The sequence below is a fragment of the Agromyces intestinalis genome (assembly GCF_008365295.1).
GTDB classification, from domain to species: domain Bacteria; phylum Actinomycetota; class Actinomycetes; order Actinomycetales; family Microbacteriaceae; genus Agromyces; species Agromyces intestinalis.
On sequence record NZ_CP043505.1, the window covers coordinates 3488216 to 3508460 of the forward strand.

Consider the following 20245-nt stretch of genomic DNA (forward strand, 5'->3'; position numbering starts at 1 on the left):
CTCCGCGCATGCGCGCGCTGCAACCGCGCATCCCGCGCGTCCGCTCACGCGGTGAGCGTCGGCGCCCCGCCGGTCTCGGCGGCACGCGCGAGCACCTCGGCGATGCGGCCTTTGCAGCCGCCGCAGCCGGTTCCGGCCCGCGTGTCGCGGCCGACGCACTCGACGGTCGTGCTGCCGCACGCGGCGGCCTCCTCGATGCGCTCGACGGTCACGCCGTTGCACCAGCACACCGTCGCCGTCGGCGCGAACGCGTCGGCGTCGGTACTCGGGTCGTAGTCGGGTCCGTCGAAGCGCAGCAGCAGCGAGCGGTCGGCAGGCAGTTCGCCGCCGCGCTCGAACAGCAGCGTGAGCTCGGCCGAGGTTCGCGGCATCCCGACGCTCACGAAGCCCGTGAGCACGCCCTCCTCGGTGACCATCTTCACGTAACGCAGGTGCTCGGGGTCGGCCCACTGCGAGACCCGCCGACGCGGGTGCCCGGCGTCGTCGTCCCACGGGTCGGCGGCGATGTCGCCGACGGCGACGACGTCGATGTGCTCGGCCTTCAGCATCACGATCGGTTCGCGTTCGGCGGGCGCGGCGGCATCCGTCGACCGGCCCGCGATCTCGTCGGCGAAGGCGGCGGCGAGGTGCGACGCCTGACGCCAGCCGGGGCCGATGAGCCCCGACGGCGCGCCGGGCAGCACGCGCTGGCCGGCGAGTTCGTCGGTGCGCTCGACGACCTGGGCGCAGTCGCCGATCGCGTAGACGTTCGGGTCCGACCAGCTCTGCAGGCTCGGGTGCACGACGACCCCGACCGCGGTGCGGAGGCCGGCGAGCGTCGCGAGTTCGTTGCGCGGACTCACTCCGCACGAGAGCACGAGCAGGTCGCCTCGCACCTGCTTGCCGTCGGCGGTGACCAGCTGGTCGAACCGCCGTCGGCCGTGCTCGTCGGTGCGGAACGCGATCGCCTCGGCACGGCTGTGCGCGATGACGGCGATGCCCGTGCGGCGCAGCGCCTGTCGCAGCACCTGCCCTCCGCCGCGGTCGAGGTTGCGCGGCATCGGATGCGGGCCGTGGTGCACGACGCACACCTCGGCTCCCGCGTGCGCGGCGGCGAGCGCGAGTTCGAGCCCCAGCACTCCGGCGCCGAGCACGACGATGCGCCGGCGTGCCCGCACCGCCTCGAGCACCCGCTCGGCATCGGCGAGGTCGCGCAGCGTGGTGACGCCGTCGGGCAGCTCGTCGTCGCGTGCGACGAGCTTCGCACCGTACTTCTGCAGCGAGTCGAGGTCGCGTCGGTTGCGCTCGACGCCGTCGAGGGTGGGCACGTTCGCCCGTGAGCCGGTGGCGAGCACGAGGCGGTCGTAGCCGACCTGCTCGCCCGTGCTGAGCTGCACGAGCTGCGCCGCCCGGTCGATCGAGGTCGCCGCGACGCCCAGCAGCACGCGTGCGCCGGCTTCTTCGGCGCTCTGCCGGTCGCCGAGCAGCATCGACTCGAGGTCGGTGCCGCCGACCGCGTACTCGGCGACGAGCACGCGGTTGTAGGCCTCGATGTCTTCGCCGGCCACGACGGTCAGCCGGATGTCGCCGGTGCGGACGAGTGGGAGCAGTTCGTCGACGAAGCGGGCCCCGACGGGGCCGTACCCGATGAGGACGACTCGGAGCGGAGCGGCGGTCATGCGGTCACCTCGCTGAGGACGTCGAGTTCGGGATGCGGGTCGAGTGCGATCGGGTCGAGCGGGGTGACCCGCACCACGCCCGTCTTGAACTCGGGCATCGACGAGATGGGGTCCACAGCGTCGCCGATCAACAGGTTGGCTGCCTGCACGTCGCCGTAGTGGAACGGCAGGAACACCGCGTCGGGGCGCACATCGGTGCTGAGCCGGGCCCGGCAGCGCACGGTGCCGTTGCGGTTCGCGAGCTCGACGAGCGCCCCGTCGGCGATGCCGAGGCGCAGGGCGGTCGCGGGATGCATCGTGGCGAGCGCCTCGGGGCGGGCCTCCAGCAGCTCGGGCACCCGCCGGGTCTGCGCGCCGCTCTGGTAGTGCTCGAGCAGTCGGCCGGTGATGAGCTCGAGCTCGCCGGAGCCGGGCCGTGGCCGGGCGGACCCGCGCACCGACACGGCGACGAGGCGCGCCAGCCCGTCGTCGTGCGCGAATCGGTCGGCGAAGAGCCGCGGCGTGCCCGACCCGCCGCGCGGGTACGGCCAGTAGGCGGCCTCGCCGCGGTCGAGCATGGCGTAGTCGATGCCCGAGTAGTCGGCGATGCCGCCCTCGGAGGCGCGGCGCAGCTCGTCGAAGACCTGCTCGGGGTCGGTGTCGAACGTGGCCGTGCAGTCGAGCCGGCGGGCGAGCTCGGCGAGGACCCAGAGCTCGTCGCGCACGCCGTCGGGCGGCGTCAGGGCGCGGCGACGGCGGATGACCCGCCCTTCGAGCGAGGTCATGGTGCCTTCCTCCTCGGCCCACTGCGTGATCGGCAGCACGACGTCGGCGAGTGCGCCGGTCTCCGACAGGAAGAAGTCGCACACGACGAGCAGGTCGAGCCGAGCGAGTCCTTCCCGCACTGCGGCGACGTTCGGCGACGAGACCACGAGGTTCGACCCGTGCACCATGAGCGCGCGCACGCCGTCGGGCCGGCCGAGGGAGTGCAGCAGCTCGACGGCGGGCACGCCGGGGCCGGGAATCACGTCGGGGTCGACGCCCCACACGCCGGCGACATGCGCGCGCGCGGCCGGGTCGGTGATCTTGCGATACCCGGGCAACTGGTCGCACTTCTGGCCGTGCTCCCGCCCGCCCTGCCCGTTGCCCTGGCCGGTGAGCGTACCGTAGCCGCTGCCTGCGCGACCGGGCAGGCCCAGCAGCAGCGCCAGGTTGATGGCGGCCGTCGCCGTGTCGGTGCCGTCGACGTGCTGCTCGACGCCGCGCCCGGTGAGAATGTAGGTGCCGCCGCCCGCGGCGAGCCTTCGGGCGAGCCGGCGCAGGGTCAGGGCCGCGACCCCGGTCACCGACTGCACGCGCTCGGGCCACCACTGGGCGACGCTGCGCCGCACGGCGTCGAACCCCACGGTGCGCTGCTCCACGTAGTCGACGTCGATGAGGCGCTCGGCGATCACGAGGTGGATGAGGCCGAGCAGCAGCGGCAGGTCGGTGCCGGGAACCGGCTGGATGTGCAGGCCGCGGCCCTCGTCGGTGAGCTTGGCGGTCGCGGTGCGCCGCGGGTCGACCACTACGAGCCCGCCCGCTGCCTGCGCGCCGGCGAGGTGACCGATGAACGGCGGCATCGTTTCGCCGACGTTGGTGCCGAGCAGCAGGATGGTGTCGGCGTCATCGAGGTCCTCGAGCGGGAACGGCAGCCCGCGGTCGACCCCGAACGCGCGATTGCCCGCCGCGGCCGCCGACGACATGCAGTACCGCCCGTTGTAGTCGATCCGGCTCGTGCCGAGCGCGAGCCTCGCGAACTTGCCGAGCAGGTAGGCCTTCTCGTTCGTGAGCCCGCCGCCGCCGAACACGCCGACCGCGTCCGCGCCGTGCGATGACCGGATGCCGCGCAGCCGCGTCGCGACGAGGTCGAGCGCGTCGTCCCAACTCGCCTCGTGCAACTCGCCGTCGTCGCCGCGGACGAGCGGAGCGGTGAGCCGGCCGGGCGAGCGCAGCAGCTCGGCCGACGTCCACCCCTTGCGGCAGAGGCCGCCGCGGTTGGTCGGGAAGTCGCGGCCGGCCACGGTCACCGGTGCGGCCGAGGCGTCCGACGCGACGCCCGCGACCGGCGCAACGGGCGTGAGGGTCATCGCGCACTGGAGCGCGCAGTACGGGCAGTGCGTGGCGGCGGCGGTTCGAGGCATCCGTGCTCGCTCTCAGATCCGGTGCGCGCCGAGCCGGCCCGAGCGCACGTAGACGACCCAGGTCAGCACGAGCAGCACCGCGTAGCTCGCGACGAAGCCGAGGAACGCGCCCGCGTATCCGCCCGTCGCCTGGAATGAGAGGTTCAGCGCTTGGGGGATGAGGAACCCGCCGAAGGCGCCGATCGCCGAGATCAGGCCGAGCGCCGCGGCCGACTTGCGCTGCGCCGACACGTCGCCCGTGCCGCCGCCGCGCAGCGCGAACACCACCGGCACCATCCGGTACGTCGAGCCGTTGCCGATGCCCGCTGCGGCGAACAGCAGCAGGAAGCATCCGAGGAACAGCCAGAAGTCGCCGAGCGGCAGCGTGACCAGCACACCGAGCGCGATCGCGCCCATGGTCGCGAACGCGAGCATCGTGATGCGCGCTCCGCCGAAACGGTCGGCGAGCCGGCCGCCGTACGGCCGGGCGAGTGAGCCGACGAGCGCGCCCAGGAAGGCCAGCGAGACCGAGGCGCCGCCGACGGCGATGGCCGAGAACTCGGGGAACTGATCGGCGATGAGCTTCGGGAACACGCTCGCGAACCCGATGAACGACCCGAACGTGCCGATGTACAGCAGCGAGAGCAGCCACAGGTGCGGTTCGCGCAGCGCCGCCGCCGAACCCGCGAAGTCGGCCTTCGCGTTCGAGAGGTTGTCCATCGACCGGGCCGCGCCGAACATCGCCAGCAGGATGAACGGCACCCAGATCCAGCCGGCGAGCGGCAGGTTCAGCGTCGCTCCCGCTCCGATCGTCACCACGATCGGCACCACGAACTGCGCGACCGAGGCGCCGAGGTTGCCGCCCGCGGCGTTGAGGCCGAGTGCCCACCCCTTCTCGCGCTGGGGGAAGAAGTACGTGATGTTCGACATCGAACTCGCGAAGTTGCCACCGCCGAAGCCCGCGAGCGCGGCGGCCGCGAGCAGCACGCCGAACGGCGTCTCGGGGTTCGACACGCACACCGCGAGCGCGATGGTCGGCGCGAGCAGCAGCGCCGCCGAGATGATCGTCCAGTTGCGGCCGCCGAACTTCGGCACGAGGAACGAGTAGGGAATGCGCAGGGTCGCCCCGACGAGGCTCGGGATCGAGATGAGCCAGAAGAGCTGCCCGGTGTCGAGGTCGAAGCCCGCCGCCGGCAGCATGACCGCGACGATGCTCCAGAGCTGCCACACGACGAACCCGAGGAACTCGGCGAAGATCGACCAGCGCAGGTTGCGTCGCGCGATCGCACGGCCCTGCTGCTGCCACTGCGCGGGGTGCTCGGGGTCCCAGCCATCGATCCACCGCCCGGGGCGGGAAGTGAGTGCGGGGGCCGCCGATGCGGTCTCGGCGGGTGCGGCGGGTGCGAGGTTCGGGGGAGCGGTGTCGGTCACGATGCCTCCGGTCGAGTCGGTCGCGGGTCGGTACGCCCGACGCTATGCAGGCCGTGTTTCCCCGCGTCGTGTCGGTCGTAAACCCTGGGTCTCGGGATGCTCACCGATGCGGTCGGGCGTTGTGAGCGTGCGGTCACACGTCGACCCGGTACCCGCGCTTGACCACGGTCGCGATCACGCCGGGGGTGCCGAGCGACTGCCGGAGCCGGCTCATCGCCATCTCGAGCGCGTGCGGGTCGTTCGAGCCGGGCAGCGCGGTGGCGAGGCGCTCGCGGGGCACCACCGAGCCGCCGGCCGCGACGAGCGAGCGCAGGATGCCGAGCCCGGCGGGCGCGAGTGCGACCCGCCGGCCGTCGACCTCGACCACGCCGCCGCGCAGCTCGAGCCGGCCATGCCGGGTGTCGAGGCGCATCACCCGGCTCTGCTCGAGGTGTTCGCAGACCAGGCGCACGAGGGCCCCCATGCGGAACCGCTCGGGCTGGATGGTCTCGACGCCGAGCTCCGCGAGCGGCGCGGCCGTCACCGGGCCGACCGCGGCGGCGAGGACGGGCCCGTGCAGCGCGTCGAGCAGTTCGACCGTGCGGCCACGATCGTCGGCTGCCGCGAGCAACGCGTGCACCGCCGGTGCGCTCGTGAAGGTCACGCAGTCGAGCCGGTGGGCGCAGATCGCCTCGATCATGCGGCCGACGCGCTCGTCGGTGTCATCGGGTGCGGCCCACCGGTAGGGCTCCACGGTGAGCACGCGACGGTGAGCGGTGCGCAGCCGGTCGAGCTCAGCGGGTCGCAGCTCGCCATGCAGCTGCACGGCGATCACGGATGCCTCGGGGCGGTGCGCGAGGACGAGGTCGACGAGCGACTCGGTCGTCTCGCGCTCGCTCATCCCGGCGTCGTCGAGGCCGGTGGCACGGATGCTTCCGCGGGCCTTCGGCCCGCGGACGAGGATGTCCGCGCGCCCGAGCACATCGACGAGTTCGTGGCCGAGGCCCGCGGCGTCGGCGACCTCGAACCACCGTCGGATGCCGTACGCGGTGGTCGCCAGCAGCACGTCGGGCGGGTCCTCGATGATCGCGCGGGTGTCGGCGATGACCGACCCGTCGTTCTGCGCGTTGGCGATGCGCAGTGTCGGAGCGTGCAGCACTTGCGCGCCCCGACGCTCGAACGCGTCGATCAGATCGGCCGAGCGTCGGTCGCTGGTGACGCCGATGCGGAACCCCTCGAGCTGGTCGGGGCGGAAGCCCAGCACCGGTTCGCCGAGGTCGCTCACGGCTCGACTCCCAGTGCGCCGGCGCGATCGATGGTCGCGAGCGCGTGGGCTTCACCGGCAGACGCGAGGCCGACGACCTCGCCGATCACGATGACGGCGGGGGATGCCGCGTGCGCGATGCCGGCGGCCACGACGATGCCGTCGAGCGGAGCGATCGTGGTGCGCTGGTCGGGGCGCGTACCGCGCTCGACGATCGCGACCGGCGTCGTGCGGTCGAGCCCGTGGCGAAGAAGCCCTGCGGCCAGCGAGGGCAGCGTGTTCACGCCCATCAGCACGACGATGGTGCCGCCGAGGCCGGCGAGCCGGTCGAGCTCGTCGTCGGTGAGGGGCGCGTGCCCCGAGACGACCGTGAACAGGTGGCTGACGCCGCGGTGGGTGAGGGGGATCCCCGCGGCCGACGGCACGGCGACCGCGCTGGACACACCGGGTACGACCGTCACGGGGATGCCCGCGGCGCGGCAGGCGAGCACCTCCTCGCCGCCACGGCCGAACACGTAGGGGTCGCCGCCCTTCAGTCGCACCACGTGCGCGCCGGTGCGGGCGTGTTCGACGAGCAGCGCGTCGATCTCGTGCTGCGGCACCGCGTGGTGTCCGGGGCGCTTGCCGACATCGATGAGCGTGGCGCGGGGCGCGAGCTCGGCGAGCGTCGTGTGCGGGGCCAGGCGGTCGTAGAGCACCACGTCGGCGTCGGCGAGCGCTCGCACGGCGCGCACGGTGAGCAGGTCGGGGTCGCCCGGGCCGCCGCCGACGAGGGTGACGCGGCCGGCCGGCGCGGCGGCGCTCACGCGTCGCTCCCGCGCACGGGGATGGTGGGCCCGGCGACGAGCACCGCCTCGCCGCGTGCCTGCTCCTCGGGCGTGGCGGGACGCAGTTGACCGCGTTCGCGCACCCGCGCGAGCTGCGGAGCAGCGCTCGGCTCGTTCACGAACGCGCGGAACCGCCGCAGCCGCTCGGGGTCGGCCAGCGTCGCGGCCCACTCGTCCTCGTATCCGCCGACATGCCGCGCGACCGCCGCCTCGAGCTCCTCGGCGAGGCCGAGCGAGTCCTCGACGACGACCTCGCGCACGTGATCGAGGCCGCCATCGAGGTCTTCAATCCACCGCGCGGTGCGCTGCAACCGGTCGGCGGTGCGGATGTAGTACATCAGGTAGCGGTCGATGTACCGGATCAGTGTCTCGTCGTCGAGGTCGCTCGCGAGCAGCTGGGCGTGCGCGGGCTGGAACCCGCCGTTGCCGCCCACGTAGAGGTTCCACCCCGTCTCGGTCGCGATGACGCCCACGTCCTTGCCCCGCGCCTCGGCGCACTCCCGGGCGCAGCCGGAAACGCCGAACTTCAGCTTGTGCGGCGATCGCAGTCCGCGGTACCGCAGCTCGAGCCGGATCGCCATCCCGACCGAGTCCTGCACGCCGTACCGGCACCACGTCGACCCCACGCAGCTCTTCACGTTGCGCAGCGCCTTGCCGTACGCCTGCCCCGACTCGAAGCCCGCGTCGACGAGCCGCTTCCAGATGTCGGGGAGTTGGTCGAGTCGGGCGCCGAACAGATCGATGCGCTGGCCGCCGGTGATCTTCGTGTACAGGCCGAACTCCATCGCGACCTCGGCGATCACCGCGAGCTTGTCCGGCGTGATCTCGCCGGCCGGGATGCGCGGCACCACCGAGTAGGTGCCGTCCTTCTGCATGTTCGCCATCGCGCGGTCGTTGGTGTCCTGCAGGGTGCCGCGACCGGCGTCGAGGATGTAGCTGCCGTGCTCGGCGGCCAGGATCGAGGCGATCGCGGGCTTGCAGACATCGCAGCCGCGCCCGGTGCCGAGCCGAGCCATGATGTCGTCGAAGCTCGTGAGGCCCAGCACCCGAACCGAGTCGAACAGCTCCTGACGCGAGATCGGGATGTGCTCGCAGAGCGCCCGCGAGATGGCGACGCCGGTCTTGCGCAGCTCGCCCTCGAGGAGCTTCTTCACGAGCGGCACGCACGAGCCGCACTGGGTGCCGGCACGGGTGCAGGTCTTCAGCGCACCGAGCTCGGTGCACCCGTCGGGTCCGTGCACGGCCCCGCGGATCGTCCCCGCGGTCACGTTGTTGCACGCGCACACCAGCGCCGCGTCGGGCAGCTCGTCGCCCGCGGGAGGTTCGGCGCCCGCCGCCGAGAGGTAGGCCGCCGGCTCGGCCGAGAGCGTCGTGCCGAGCAGCGGGCGCAGCGACGCGTAGGGTTCGGCGTCGCCGACGAAGATGCCGCCGAGCAGGGTCTTCGCGTCGTCGGTGACGACGAGCTTCTGGTAGAGCCCGCGGGCCGGGTCGGCGTAGACCACCTCGAGTGCGCCGACGGTGGCCGCGAGCGCGTCGCCGAAGCTCGCGACATCCACCCCCGACAGCTTCAGCTTGGTGGCGTCGTCGACGTCCGAGAACTCGGCGCTGCCGCCGAGCAGCCGGTCGGCGACCACCTCGGCCATGGCGTTCGCGGGTGCGACAAGGCCCGTACAACGGCCCTCGAAGCTGGCGACCTCGCCGATCGCCCAGATGTTCGCAGCCGAGGAGCGGCACGTGCGGTCGATCGCGACGCCGCCGCGTTCGCCGAGCTCGAGGCCGAGCGCGCGACCCAGCTCGTCGCGCGGGCGGATGCCGATCGCGAACACGACGACATCGGCGTCGACGAGGTTGCCGTCGCCGAGCAGCACGCCCGTGGCCCGCCCGCCCTCGACCTCGATCGCGGCGGGCCGGGTGCCCAGGTGCAGCGCGAGTCCCTGCGCCGAGATGAGCCGACCGAGGGCGCGCCCTGCGCCCTCGTCGAGCTGGGCCGACATCAGCCAGCGCCCCGAGTGCACGATCGCGGCCTCCGCGCCGAGCCGGGCGAGCCCGCCGGCGGCCTCGAGGCCGAGCAGGCCGCCGCCCGCCACCACGACGCGCGCCGGCCGGCCCCGGTCATGGGCGATCTCGGCGATCTCGGCGACGAGCGCGTCGACGTCGTCGATCGTGCGGTAGACGCGGGCGTGCTCGGCACCCGGCAAGTCGGGCACCGGTGCCGACGAGCCGGTCGCCAGCACCAGCTCGTCCCAGTGCAGGACCCGGCCGGCGTCGGTCGTCGCGGTGCGGGCGGCGGGGTCGACGGCTTCGATCCGCTCGCCGACGACGAGGCGCACATGCTCGTCGTCCCACATCGTCGTGGGCTGGAGCGTGAGGTCGACCTCGCCGGCCAGGCGCGTGCTGAGCGCGACCCGATCGTATGGATGCCAGGGCTCCTCGCCGACCACGGTGACCCGGAGCGACCGGTCGGTGTCACGCGCGTGCAGGCTGTCGGCGAGCCGGTGCGCAGCCGGCCCGGCACCCACGACCAGGACGTCGCGGACGCGGGAATCGGGCGCGGTGGCGGGATCGGACATGCGACTCCTCTCGACGGCGAAATGCCGGCAGCGGCGCGGCGCCGCCCCCGTGCGACCTCGCGGACCGGCTCGCCGCGGTCGCGGCATCCGGTGGATCGGTGAACTCGCCGTGAGCGTACGGCGGCGCCGTTTCGGAGGTGTTTCGCAGCGGTAACCGAGGCGCTCGACATGCGCACACCGTGCTCCCGCGCACGTGAGGCGGGATTCACCCGTGCGAAACAGCGGCTGTCACCCCGCGAAACATGGCCGCCATAGCGTGGCGCTCGAGAGCCGACGACCCGTCGGCGCCGACTGCGGAGGGTGCACGATGACGATCCTGCTCGACACGACCTGGCGCACGGTCTGCGCCGTCGACGACCTGGAGCCGAACTGGGGCGAGGCGGCACTGCTCGGCGACCGGCAGGTGGCGATCGTGCTCGTCTCGGAGGACGAGGTCTACGCCATCGACCACCACGACCCGCACTCGGGCGCGCCCGTGATGGCGAGGGGCATCGTCGGCTCGCGCGGCGACCGACCGACCATCGCCTCGCCGCTGCACAAGGAGGTCTACGACCTCGGCACGGGAGAGTGCTTCACCGATCCGTCGCTCGTGCTGCGGACCTACCGCACGCGCGTGGTCGGCGGCTCGATCGAGGTGGAGCTCGCGTCGTGACGGGGGTGCTCGTCGCCGCCTCGCACGGCACGTCCTCGCCGGCAGGGCAGCGCGCCGTCGCGGGGCTCGTCGACGCCGTGCGAGCGGTCGCGCCGTGCCACGTCGCAGCGGCCTTCGTCGACGTCGAGCAGCCCGACGTGCCCACGGCGCTCGACGCGCTGGGCGAGTCTGCGCTCTCGACCGCCCCGACCGTCGTCGTGCCGCTGCTGCTGTCGGCGGGCTATCACGTGCACGTCGACCTCGCCGAGGCCACTGCGGAGCATCCCGCCGCGAGGCTCGCCGGCGCCCTCGGGCCCGACCCGCGGCTGGCCGACGTGCTCGCCGAACGGCTCGCCGAGGTCGGCCTTGGCCCCGACGACGGCCTCGTGCTCGCGGCGGCCGGCTCGAGCGACGCAGCAGCGGTCGTCGACTGTCGCCGAACGGCTGCGCTGCTCGCCGACCGGCTCGGCCGGCCGGTGCGCATCGGTTTCCTCTCGGCCGCCGAGCCGAGCGTCGCCGACGCGGTGCGCCGCGAGCGCGCCGCACGGCCGGGTGCCCGGGTGGTCGTCGCGGCCTACCTGCTCGCGCCCGGGTACTTCCACGACCTGGCGTGCGCGCAGGGCGGCGATGTCGTCACCGCGCCGTTGCTCGACGACCGACCGGCCGACGCGCGGCTGGTCGACGTCGTACTCGATCGGCACGCCGAGGCGCTGCGGTCGCGTGCGGCTGCCTGACGCCGCATCCGCCCGTATCGAGCGACCGCGACGCGCTCAACTCGATCGCTGAGTGAGCACGACCGGCCCCTGCTCGGTGATCGCGACCGTGTGCTCGGAGTGCGCGCCGCGCGAGCCGTCGGCGCTGCGCAGCGTCCACCCGTCGGGGTCGGTGAAGATGCGATCGGTCGTCTCGAGGAACCACGGCTCGATCGCGATCACGAGACCCGGCTTCAGCGGCATGCCGCGCCCGGGCCGGCCGTTGTTCGGCACGTGCGGGTCGCCGTGCATGGTGCGCCCGACGCCGTGCCCGCCGAAGTCGGTGTTGATCGAGTAGCCCTGAGCGCGCGCCACGTCGGCGATCGCCCGCGAGATGTCGCCGATACGGTTGCCGACGGTGGCGGCCGCGATGCCGGCCGCCAGTGCGCGCTCGGTGGTCTCGATGAGCCGCAGGTCGGCATCGCGCGGGGTGCCGACGACGAGCGAGATCGCCGAGTCCGACACCCAGCCGTTCACGCTCGCTGCGAAGTCGAGGCTCAGCAGGTCGCCGTCCTTCAGCGTGTAGTCGAAGGGCAGGCCGTGCAGCACCGCGTCGTTCACCGACGTGCAGATGACCTTGCCGAACGGGCTCGCGCCGAACGACGGGTGGTAGTCGATGTAGCAGCTCTCGGCGCCGGCCTTGCGGATCAGCTCGTGCGCGATGGCGTCGAGCTCGAGCAGGTTCACGCCCACCTTCGCGGCGGCAGCGGTGGCCTCGAGCACGCTCGCGACGAAGCGGCCGGCGGGGCGCATCTCGTCGATCTCGGCGGGGGTCCTCAGTTCGATCACGCTTCCTATTCTGTCGGCTCCGCCCTGAGTGAACACCCCGTGCCGCATATGGAGTGCGGCGTTAGCCTGAATGCATGCTTCTCCGGCGCCCGTTCCTGCGGTGGCTGTTCATCGCTCCCGTCGTGCTGCCGCTCTGGATGGTCGTCGGCTGGGCGATCTTCGGCGCGGGCGGGTGGAGCACGCTCGGGCTGGTCATCACGCTCCCGGCGGCGTTCCTGGCGTTACTGGTGATCGCACTGCTCGTGAACGCGCGGCCGAGCGTGCGCGCCGAGCGCGCGGTCTCGTGGACCGACGTCGGTGTGCTCGGCGCCTGGCACGTGCTGCTCATCGCGGCCGGCTGCTACGGCAGTACCGCGCTGCTGTTCGGCGTGCTCGCCCTGATCGCCGCGGTCGCGGCGTTCTGGGTCTCGATCTGGCAGCTGGTGAGCGACGGGGCGCGGCGCATGCAGGCGAGCATGGCCGAGTTCGAGCGCCTCGCGGGCCAGGGGCGGCCGGATGCCTCGAAGCGGCCGCCGTTCGACGACGGAGACGGCGACGTGATCATCGTCAACGAGGTGCGCGACTGACGGATGCCGCGACCCGCGGCGACCGCCGGTCCGCTCGTTTTGGCGGCCATCGCCCCGATCTGGCAGAATGGTTGTTTGTGCCGCCGCAGGTCTCTGCCTCCGGGGAGCACGCACAGCGCGAATCCCGCGCGGGCGGCACCAGACACTTCCATCCATGATCCGCGTTCGACCGGTGGCGGGCGCAGAGAGCGAACCATCATGCACATCCTCGACAGCGTCGACGCCGCGAGCCTCAAGAGCGACATCCCCGACTTCCGCCCCGGCGACACCGTCAAGGTGCACGTCAACATCGTGGAAGGCACCCGCTCGCGCGTCCAGGTCTTCCAGGGCGTCGTCATCGGCCGTTCGGGCCAGGGCGTGCGCGAGACCTTCACGGTCCGCAAGATCAGCTTCCAGGTCGGCGTCGAGCGCAAGTTCCCGGTGCACTCGCCGATCATCGACAAGATCGAGGTCGTCACCCGCGGCGACGTGCGTCGCGCGAAGCTGTACTACCTGCGCGAACTGCGCGGCAAGAAGGCCAAGATCAAGGAGAAGCGCGAGAACTGATCTCGCGCGGCGAGTCCCTCGCCGCTCCGGCGATTTCACCGAGCTCCCCACCCCTAGACTGGGTGGGGAGCTCGGGCGGTTAAATGACAGACGAACACACTCGCACCATGCGCGCAGACGGCGATGGCGGAACGATGACGACGGCAGCGACACGGCGCAGGCGCGGGGCCCTGCTGTTCCTTCGCGACGTGCTCGTGATCTTCGTGGTCGCGGTGCTCGTCTCGTTCCTGATCAAGACGTTCCTGATCCGGTCGTTCTTCATCCCCTCGGGCTCGATGGAGGTCACCCTCGAGGTCGACGATCGCATCATCGTGAACCAGCTCGTGCCCGAGGTGGTGCCGCTCGAGCGCGGCGACGTCGTCGTGTTCCGCGACCCGGGCGGGTGGCTTCCGGCGCGCGTCGAACCCGAGCAGCCGCCGCTCGTCGCGGCGGTCGACTGGTTCCTCGCACTGGTGGGGCTCAGCGCCCCCGACTCGAACGACCATCTGGTGAAGCGGCTCATCGGCCTGCCCGGCGACCACGTCACGTGCTGCAACGCGCTCGGCCAGATGAGCGTGAACGGCGTTCCGCTCGACGAGCCGTACATCACCCTGCCGCCCGGCGAAGAGAAGGCCTCGCGCGACGACTTCGACGTCACCGTGCCGGCCGATCGGCTCTGGATGATGGGCGACAACCGGTACGACTCGCAAGACTCGCGGTACAACGGCGACACTCCGCTCAAGGGGTTCGTGCCGGTCGACAATGTCGTCGGTCGCGCGTTCGTGGTGAGTTGGCCCGTGTCGCACTGGGCCTGGCTCGGCAACTATCCCGAGGTCTTCGACGGCGTCGACAAGGGGCGGGGCTGAATGGCACCTCGCAACGCCCCCGACCTGCGCATCGAACGCGCGATGTTCGCCGAGGGCGTGCCGTTCGTGCTCGCCTGCGACGAGGTCGGCCGCGGGGCCCTGGCCGGCCCCGTGACCGTGGGGCTGGTCGTGATCGCCCCCGACATTCGGCGCATGCCCGCGGGCCTGCGCGATTCGAAGCTGCTGCCCGAGCCGAAGCGCGAGCTGCTCGCGCCGCGCGCCGCGGCGTGGGTGCACGCCTCGGCGGTCGGCGAGGCATCCGCCGATGAGATCGACGAGCTCGGCATCATGGCCTGCCTCGGCCTCGCCGGTGCGCGCGCGTGGGCGCGGCTGGCCGACCAGGTTGCGCTCGAGTCGGGCCTGCCGCTCGTTCTCGACGGCAACTACGACTGGCTGAGCCAGTCGATCGAGCATCGCGCGCAGGTGATCACGCGCATCAAGGCCGACCGCGACTGCGCGTCGGTGTCCGCGGCATCCGTCATCGCCAAGGTGCACCGCGACCGCGGGATGCGCCGCGCGCACGACGACCTGCCGCTCTACGGCTGGGACGAGAACAAGGGCTACTCCACGCGGGGGCACTTCGCCGCGCTGGCCGAGCACGGACCGAGTGCGATGCATCGCCACACCTGGCTGCACGACCGCTCGACGGCCCCGGCGCAGGAGCCGTCGCTGTTCGACCTCAGCGTACGATGAGTCCGATGGACGAGGACGAATTCGACGACTACGACCGCGAGGTCGAGCTGGCCCTGTACCGCGAGTATCGCGACATCGTGTCGCAGTTCAAGTACGTGGTCGAGACCGAGCGTCGCTTCTACCTCGCGAACGAGGTCGAACTCGTGCGCCGCGACACCGAGCACGACTTCTACTTCGAACTGGCGATGAAAGACGTCTGGGTGTGGGACGTCTACCGTGCCGACCGGTTCGTGAAGGCGGTGCGGGTGCTCACCTTCAAGGACGTGAACATCGAAGAGCTCGCGACGCGCGAGTTCGAACTGCCGAAGGAACTCGCGCTCGACGAATAGGTCGCCGCACGCGCTCGAGTCCTCCTCGACAGGTCGGTCATCGGCGACCGGCTTCGACAGCCGGCGCCCCGGCGAGGTCGTCGTATCGTTGCCTCCGCGACGCTGGTCGCGGAGGTGGTGCGGATGGCCCACAACACGGAACTCGGTCGGCGCGGCGAACAGCTCGCCGTCGACCATCTGCAAGCGCGCGGCATGGTCGTGCTCGACCGCAACTGGCGATGCCGGCTCGGCGAGATCGACATCGTCGCGCGCGACGGCGACGACACGGTCTTCATCGAGGTGAAGACCCGTACGGGCGCCGGCTACGGGCACCCGTTCGAGGCGATCACGGCCCTGAAGCTCGCACGCATGCGCCGGCTCGCCGTCGCCTGGTGCGAAGCGGCTGAGGGCATGGTCGGGCGTATCCGGCTCGACGCGGTCGCCGTGCTCGCGCCGAGCGAGGCCCCCGCGCTCATCGAGCACCTGGAAGGGCTCGGCTGATGCCTGTCGCACGCACCAGGTCGGTCGCCCTCCTCGGGCTCGCGGGGTCGATAGTCGACGTCGAAGCCGACCTGTCGAGCCAGCTGCCGAACGTCGTCATCATCGGGCTGCCCGACGCCGCGCTCGCCGAGGCGCGCGACCGGGTGCGCTCGGCCGCGACGAACGCAGGATGCCCGCTGCCGAACCGCCGGCTCACCGTCAACCTCTCGCCGGCGTCCTTGCCGAAGCACGGCTCGGGCTTCGACCTGGCCATCGCCATCGCGTGCCTCGCCGCGAGCGGCGGCGTCGACCGGGCCTCCGTCGAGTCGGTCGTGCACCTCGGCGAGCTCGGGCTCGACGGGCGGGTCCGCCCGATCGACGGCGTGCTCCCCGCGGTGCTCGCCGCCGCCCGGGCGGGGCATCGCACCGTCATGGTGCCGGCCGCCAACGCCGACGAGGCGTCGCTCGTGCCCGACGTGCGGGTGATCGGGGTGGCCACGCTCACCGAGGCGGCCGTCTGGCACGGCGGACGGTACGAGGTGCCCGAGGGCCTGCTCGGCGGCGACCCGCCCTCGGTCGCGGCCGCCGAGGCCGACGACGACGCGGGGCTCACAGTGCCCGACCTGGCCGACGTCGCGGGCAACGAGGCCGCGGTGCGTGCGCTGCTCGTCGCCGCGGCCGGCGGACACCACCTGTTCCTCGAGGGGCCGCCCGGCGCCGGCAAGACCATGCTCGCGTCCCGGCTGCCCGGGTTGCTGCCCGACCTCGACACCGACGCCGCACTCGAGGTCGCGTCGCTCAACTCGCTCTCGGGGCGCGCTCCGAAGGGGCTCAGCCGCCGTCCGCCGTTCGAGGCCCCGCACCACACGTCCTCGGCGGCGGCCATGGTGGGCGGCGGCAGTCGAGTCATCCGCCCGGGCGCCGCACCCCGCGCCTCGCACGGCGTGCTGTTCCTCGACGAGGCGCCCGAGTTCCCCTCCTCGGTACTCGACGTGCTGCGTCAACCGCTCGAGTCGGGCACGATCAGCATCCACCGCGCGAACGCGGTCGCCACCTTCCCGGCCCGATTCCAGCTCGTGCTCGCGGCCAACCCCTGCCCGTGCGGTCAGCACGGCGTCCGCGACGCCGACTGCACGTGTGCGCCCTCGGTGCGCCGGCGGTACCTCGGCCGCATCTCGGGCCCGCTGCTCGACCGCGTCGACCTGCGGCTCTGGGTGCCGCGCATCACGGCCGCCGAACTCAGAATGGCGGGGGAGCGGCGCACCATGACCACCGCCGAGGCGCGTGCAGCGGTGCTGCGGGCACGCGCCGCCGCCGCCGAACGCCTCATCGGAACGCCGTGGCGCGTGAACGCCGACATGCCCGGCCCGTGGATCCGAGGCGCCGGCGGGCTGCACCCCGGCGGCACCGCGACCGCCGCGCTCGACCGGGCGCTCGAGCGCGGCTCGGTCACCATGCGCGGCTACGACCGCGTGATCAAAGCGGCATGGACTTTGGCCGACCTCGAGGGCGCTGGGCGGCCCGGCGCCGACCACGTCGGCGAGGCGCTCTTCCTGCGCAAGGCGGTAGCGCAGTGAACGGCTTCGACGCGCTGTTCGCCCGCGCGGGCGACGCGCTCGTCGCGGTCGGGCGCTCGTCCGACGATCCCGAGGGGTTCGCCCGCACCCTGCTCGGCACGCTCGCCGAGCCCGGCGACGGGGTGATGGGGCGCGCGATCGCGCACGTCGGGGCGGTCGCGACCGCCCAAACCCTGCTCGGTCGCCCCGACCCGGCCGCGCTCGCCGCGATCCTCCCGCCCGAGGCGGCCGCGGCGCCGAAGACCGTCGCCGACGCCCTCGAGCGGTGGATGCCGCGCCTCGATCCCGACGCGTACCTGCGCTCCCTCGCACAGGCGACCCGGGTCGGTGCGCGACTCCTGCTGCCCGACGACCGCCACTGGCCGGTCGGCGTCGACGACCTCGGCGTGCACGTCCCGATCGCGCTGTGGGTGCGCGGGCGCACCTCGGCGGTCGCACCCATGACGCCGTCGATCGCGCTCGTCGGTGCGCGGGCCGCCACCGGGTACGGCGAGCACATGGCGATCGAGGCCGCGGCGGGGCTCGTCGATCGCGGGTTCACGATCGTGTCGGGTGGTGCCTACGGCATCGACGGCATGGCGCACCGATCGGCGCTGCGCAGCGACGGCGACACGGTCGCGTTCCTCGCCGGCGGCATCGACCGGTTCTACCCGCTCGGGCACGAAGACCTGCTCACGCGCATCGTGCAGACCGGCGCCGTGCTCTCGGAGGTGCCGTGCGGCTCGGCGCCGACGAAATGGCGGTTCCTCCAGCGGAATCGGTTGATTGCCGCGGCTTCGGGCGCGACGGTGGTGATCGAGGCCGGACGTCGATCGGGATCGCTCAACACCGCGAACCACGCGGCCGAGCTCGGGCGGCCGGTCGGCGCGGTGCCCGGGCCGGTCACGAGTCCCGCCTCGGCCGGATGCCATCGACTCCTGCGCGAGAGCGACGCGGTCTGCGTCGTCGACGCCGACCAGATGGCGGAGTTGGCCGGGGGCGCCGGCGGGTTCGGGGCGGTCGCGCTGTTCGACGACCCGACCGAAGCGGCACCGCGCGCGAGGGGCGTCCACCCCGACACCGTGCGCGTGCTCGACGCGCTGAGTTCGCGGGCCCCGCGAACGCTCGATGACGTGGCGCGACGGGCCGGCGTCGAACCACGACGCGTGATGGCCGTGCTCGGCGCGCTCGAGGCCGAGGGGCGCGTGGCGAGGCATCCGTCGGGATGGGTGGCTCGGCGCCTGGCCGGGTAACGCGGGTCGCGGCGGCGCGTGCCCGCCACCGGGTCGTCGGGTCGCCGTAGGCTGGCGCCGTGCACGCCATCGACGACCAGAGCGACCGGCCGCGGCTCGGCAGGTACCCTGCTGCGCGCCACGTGATCGCCCACCTGTCCGACACGCACCTGCTCGCGGGCGGCGCCCGGCTCGGCGGCCGGGTCGACACCGTCGCTCGACTCGATCGCGCCGTCGGCCAACTGACGCGGCTCGGCACGTCGATCGACGCGATCGTGGTGACCGGCGACGTCGCCGACCTGGGTGAAGTCGATGCGTATCGCCGCGCCAAGGCGGCGGTCGCACCCCTCGTGGCTGCCACGGGGGCCGAGCTCGTGTGGGTGATGGGCAACCACGACGAGCGCACCGCATTCCGCGCCGGGCTGCTCGACGAGGCGCCGAGCGAGACGCCCGTGCACCGATCGGTCACGGTCGACGGGCTGCGCATCGTCGCGCTCGACGTGAGCGTGCCGGGGTACCACCACGGCCGCATCGACGCGGCGGTCGTCGAATGGCTCTCGGCAGAGTTGGCCCGACCTGCCGCCCACGGCACGGTGCTGGCTCTGCACCATGCTCCGATCGCGACACCGCTCGCGATCATGGACGTGCTCGAGCTGCGCGGGCAGGAGCTGCTCGCCGAGGCGCTCGCCGGCACCGACGTGCGCCTCATCCTGGGCGGGCACCTGCATTACCCGACGAACGGCGTGTTCGCGGGCATCCCGGTGTCAGTGGCGGGCGCGCTCGCGTACACCATGGACCTCTCGGCGCCGCCGCGCGAACTCGTCGGCCTCGACGGCGGCCAGTCGTGCTCGGTCGTTCACCTGTACGACGGCGGGGCGATCACCTCGGTGGTGCCGGTCGGCGAGTTCCCGGTCGTGACGAGCTTCGGCGCCGAGTTCCTCTCCGAGCTCGAAGCGCTCGACGAGGCTGGGCGGCTCGAGCGCTTCGGCCGCAAGGCGAGCGGATGACCCGTGCTGCCCGCGCCTCGGCCGAGGCACCCGCGCCCGTGACCGACGGGCTGAGCGTGCTCGTCGACGAGTACCTCGAGCATCTCAGGCTCGAGCGCGGCGTCGCGGCGAACACCGTCACCGCCTATTCGCGCGACCTCGCCGAACTGGCGGCGTTCGCGCGCGAGCGCGGTGTCGACGTCGTCACCGGCATCGATCTCGCCCTGCTGCGCGATTGGCTGTGGCTGGCGACCGAACGCGGACTCGCGCGCAGCTCGGTGGCGCGTCGTGCGGCGTCGGCTCGCGGGTGGTGCGCCTGGCTGACGAGAGTCGGTGCGCTCGCCGCCGATCCGGGCGCGCGGCTGCGTGCGCCCAAGCCCCATCGCGCGCTGCCGCGCGTGCTCACGCAGCCGGCGATCACCGACCTGCTGGCGGGCCTCGACGCCCGCGCCGCCGACGGCGACTCGATCGCTGCACGCGACTCGGCGATTCTCGAACTGCTCTACGCCTCGGCGCTGCGCGTCTCCGAGTTGGTCGGCCTCGACCTCGATCGCCTCGATCGGCGCGCCCGAACCGTACGTGTCATCGGCAAGGGCGACAGAGAGCGCGTGGTGCCCTACGGGGCGCCGGCGGCGCGCGCGATCGAGCGGTACCTCGACGGCGCCCGGGCGGCACTGCTCACCGCCGCCGGCCCGACCGCGCCGGCCACGCCCGCGGTCTTCGTTGGCGCACGCGGCGGCCGGCTCGGGGTCAGAGCCGTGCACCGGCTCGTCGCGTCGCTGCTCGCCGACCTGCCGGGCAGCGGGCCGTCGGGTCCGCACGCGCTGCGGCACACCGCCGCGACCCATCTGCTCGACGGCGGGGCCGACCTGCGTGCCGTGCAGGAGTTCCTCGGCCACGCGAGCCTCGGCACGACCCAGATCTACACGCACGTCTCGACCGAACGGCTGAAGGAGAGCTACCGGCTCGCGCACCCGCGCGCGTAGCGCGC

19 protein-coding genes are annotated in these 20245 nt (G+C 72.9%); 12 read left to right on the forward strand and 7 right to left on the reverse strand.

All coding sequences use genetic code 11. The features are described from left to right. Positions 1-44 precede the first annotated feature (44 nt). The 6 genes from FLP10_RS15885 to nirB all read right to left on the reverse strand — a co-directional run bounded on the left by FLP10_RS15885 (position 45) and on the right by nirB (position 9870). Positions 45-1658, reverse strand: coding sequence for an FAD-dependent oxidoreductase (locus FLP10_RS15885; protein ID WP_149161750.1), 1614 nt, complete (start codon positions 1656-1658; stop codon positions 45-47). Continuing rightward, a complete protein-coding gene (locus FLP10_RS15890) occupies positions 1655-3820 on the reverse strand; it encodes a molybdopterin oxidoreductase family protein (RefSeq protein ID WP_149161751.1) in 2166 nt (721 codons plus the stop codon). Before FLP10_RS15890 ends, FLP10_RS15885 begins: the two co-directional genes overlap by 4 nt. A 12-nt stretch (positions 3821-3832) precedes the next feature. Beyond that, positions 3833-5233, reverse strand: coding sequence for an MFS transporter (locus FLP10_RS15895; protein ID WP_425457647.1), 1401 nt, complete (start codon positions 5231-5233; stop codon positions 3833-3835). A 130-nt stretch (positions 5234-5363) separates the two neighbouring features. Next, positions 5364-6494, reverse strand: a complete 1131-nt coding sequence (locus tag FLP10_RS15900) for a uroporphyrinogen-III synthase (protein ID WP_149161753.1) — start codon at positions 6492-6494, stop codon at positions 5364-5366. Beyond that, on the reverse strand, positions 6491-7279 hold the full coding sequence (cobA, locus tag FLP10_RS15905; protein WP_149161754.1) for a uroporphyrinogen-III C-methyltransferase: 789 nt from the start codon (positions 7277-7279) through the stop codon (positions 6491-6493). The genes FLP10_RS15900 and cobA overlap by 4 nt, the downstream gene beginning before the upstream one ends. Beyond that, positions 7276-9870, reverse strand: a complete 2595-nt coding sequence (gene nirB / locus FLP10_RS15910; RefSeq protein WP_149161755.1) for a nitrite reductase large subunit NirB — start codon at positions 9868-9870, stop codon at positions 7276-7278. Before nirB ends, cobA begins: the two co-directional genes overlap by 4 nt. Before the next feature lie 307 nt (positions 9871-10177). Between nirB and nirD the strand changes: the two genes are divergently transcribed. Next, positions 10178-10522: a nitrite reductase small subunit NirD gene (nirD, locus tag FLP10_RS15915; RefSeq protein ID WP_149161756.1), complete on the forward strand. Its 345-nt coding sequence runs from the start codon at positions 10178-10180 to the stop codon at positions 10520-10522. Beyond that, on the forward strand, positions 10519-11235 hold the full coding sequence (locus FLP10_RS15920; RefSeq protein WP_210418426.1) for a sirohydrochlorin chelatase: 717 nt from the start codon (positions 10519-10521) through the stop codon (positions 11233-11235). Before nirD ends, FLP10_RS15920 begins: the two co-directional genes overlap by 4 nt. A gap of 36 nt (positions 11236-11271) precedes the next feature. Here the strand turns inward: FLP10_RS15920 and map are convergent, their stop codons facing one another. Then, the gene (gene map, locus FLP10_RS15925) at positions 11272-12042 is read right to left on the reverse strand and encodes a type I methionyl aminopeptidase (protein WP_149161757.1); all 771 of its coding nucleotides are present in this window, start codon (positions 12040-12042) and stop codon (positions 11272-11274) included. Positions 12043-12116: 74 nt separating this feature from the next. Between map and FLP10_RS15930 the strand changes: the two genes are divergently transcribed. From FLP10_RS15930 to FLP10_RS15975, 10 genes are all read left to right on the forward strand, one after another. After that, positions 12117-12608, forward strand: a complete 492-nt coding sequence (locus FLP10_RS15930) for a hypothetical protein (protein ID WP_149161758.1) — start codon at positions 12117-12119, stop codon at positions 12606-12608. 198 nt (positions 12609-12806) lie between these two features. Continuing rightward, on the forward strand, positions 12807-13154 hold the full coding sequence (rplS, locus tag FLP10_RS15935) for a 50S ribosomal protein L19 (protein ID WP_149161759.1): 348 nt from the start codon (positions 12807-12809) through the stop codon (positions 13152-13154). Between the two features lie 107 nt (positions 13155-13261). Beyond that, complete coding sequence (gene lepB, locus FLP10_RS15940; protein ID WP_149161760.1) at positions 13262-13999, forward strand: signal peptidase I; 738 nt, start codon at positions 13262-13264, stop codon at positions 13997-13999. Then, entirely contained in the window at positions 14000-14692 is a 693-nt protein-coding gene (locus FLP10_RS15945) for a ribonuclease HII (protein ID WP_149161761.1), read from the forward strand. Positions 14693-14697: 5 nt separating this feature from the next. Beyond that, entirely contained in the window at positions 14698-15021 is a 324-nt protein-coding gene (locus tag FLP10_RS15950; RefSeq protein WP_149161762.1) for a DUF2469 family protein, read from the forward strand. A gap of 123 nt (positions 15022-15144) precedes the next feature. Next, positions 15145-15501, forward strand: a complete 357-nt coding sequence (locus FLP10_RS15955) for a YraN family protein (RefSeq protein WP_149161763.1) — start codon at positions 15145-15147, stop codon at positions 15499-15501. Then, positions 15501-17057 (forward strand): YifB family Mg chelatase-like AAA ATPase, encoded by a 1557-nt coding sequence (locus tag FLP10_RS15960; RefSeq protein ID WP_149161764.1) that lies wholly within the window; start codon positions 15501-15503, stop codon positions 17055-17057. The genes FLP10_RS15955 and FLP10_RS15960 overlap by 1 nt, the downstream gene beginning before the upstream one ends. Continuing rightward, positions 17054-18289: a DNA-processing protein DprA gene (gene dprA, locus FLP10_RS15965; protein ID WP_210418427.1), complete on the forward strand. Its 1236-nt coding sequence runs from the start codon at positions 17054-17056 to the stop codon at positions 18287-18289. Before FLP10_RS15960 ends, dprA begins: the two co-directional genes overlap by 4 nt. A 59-nt stretch (positions 18290-18348) precedes the next feature. Continuing rightward, on the forward strand, positions 18349-19275 hold the full coding sequence (locus tag FLP10_RS15970; protein WP_246150056.1) for a metallophosphoesterase: 927 nt from the start codon (positions 18349-18351) through the stop codon (positions 19273-19275). Further along, positions 19272-20240, forward strand: a complete 969-nt coding sequence (locus FLP10_RS15975) for a tyrosine recombinase XerC (RefSeq protein WP_149161766.1) — start codon at positions 19272-19274, stop codon at positions 20238-20240. Before FLP10_RS15970 ends, FLP10_RS15975 begins: the two co-directional genes overlap by 4 nt. The last annotated feature ends 5 nt before the right edge of the window (positions 20241-20245 follow it).

What these genes read in the sequence shown, in the direction of transcription:
- nirB (WP_149161755.1), bottom strand. Translation starts at nt 9,870, where the DNA reads ATGTCCGATCCCGCCACCGCGCCCGATTCCCGCGTCCGCGACGTCCTG.
- FLP10_RS15885 (WP_149161750.1), bottom strand. Translation starts at nt 1,658, where the DNA reads ATGACCGCCGCTCCGCTCCGAGTCGTCCTCATCGGGTACGGCCCCGTC.
- FLP10_RS15945 (WP_149161761.1), top strand. Translation starts at nt 14,000, where the DNA reads ATGGCACCTCGCAACGCCCCCGACCTGCGCATCGAACGCGCGATGTTC.
- FLP10_RS15930 (WP_149161758.1), top strand. Translation starts at nt 12,117, where the DNA reads ATGCTTCTCCGGCGCCCGTTCCTGCGGTGGCTGTTCATCGCTCCCGTC.
- rplS (WP_149161759.1), top strand. Translation starts at nt 12,807, where the DNA reads ATGCACATCCTCGACAGCGTCGACGCCGCGAGCCTCAAGAGCGACATC.
- FLP10_RS15950 (WP_149161762.1), top strand. Translation starts at nt 14,698, where the DNA reads ATGGACGAGGACGAATTCGACGACTACGACCGCGAGGTCGAGCTGGCC.
- FLP10_RS15960 (WP_149161764.1), top strand. Translation starts at nt 15,501, where the DNA reads ATGCCTGTCGCACGCACCAGGTCGGTCGCCCTCCTCGGGCTCGCGGGG.
- lepB (WP_149161760.1), top strand. Translation starts at nt 13,262, where the DNA reads ATGCGCGCAGACGGCGATGGCGGAACGATGACGACGGCAGCGACACGG.
- FLP10_RS15890 (WP_149161751.1), bottom strand. Translation starts at nt 3,820, where the DNA reads ATGCCTCGAACCGCCGCCGCCACGCACTGCCCGTACTGCGCGCTCCAG.
- FLP10_RS15975 (WP_149161766.1), top strand. Translation starts at nt 19,272, where the DNA reads ATGACCCGTGCTGCCCGCGCCTCGGCCGAGGCACCCGCGCCCGTGACC.
- FLP10_RS15955 (WP_149161763.1), top strand. Translation starts at nt 15,145, where the DNA reads ATGGCCCACAACACGGAACTCGGTCGGCGCGGCGAACAGCTCGCCGTC.
- nirD (WP_149161756.1), top strand. Translation starts at nt 10,178, where the DNA reads ATGACGATCCTGCTCGACACGACCTGGCGCACGGTCTGCGCCGTCGAC.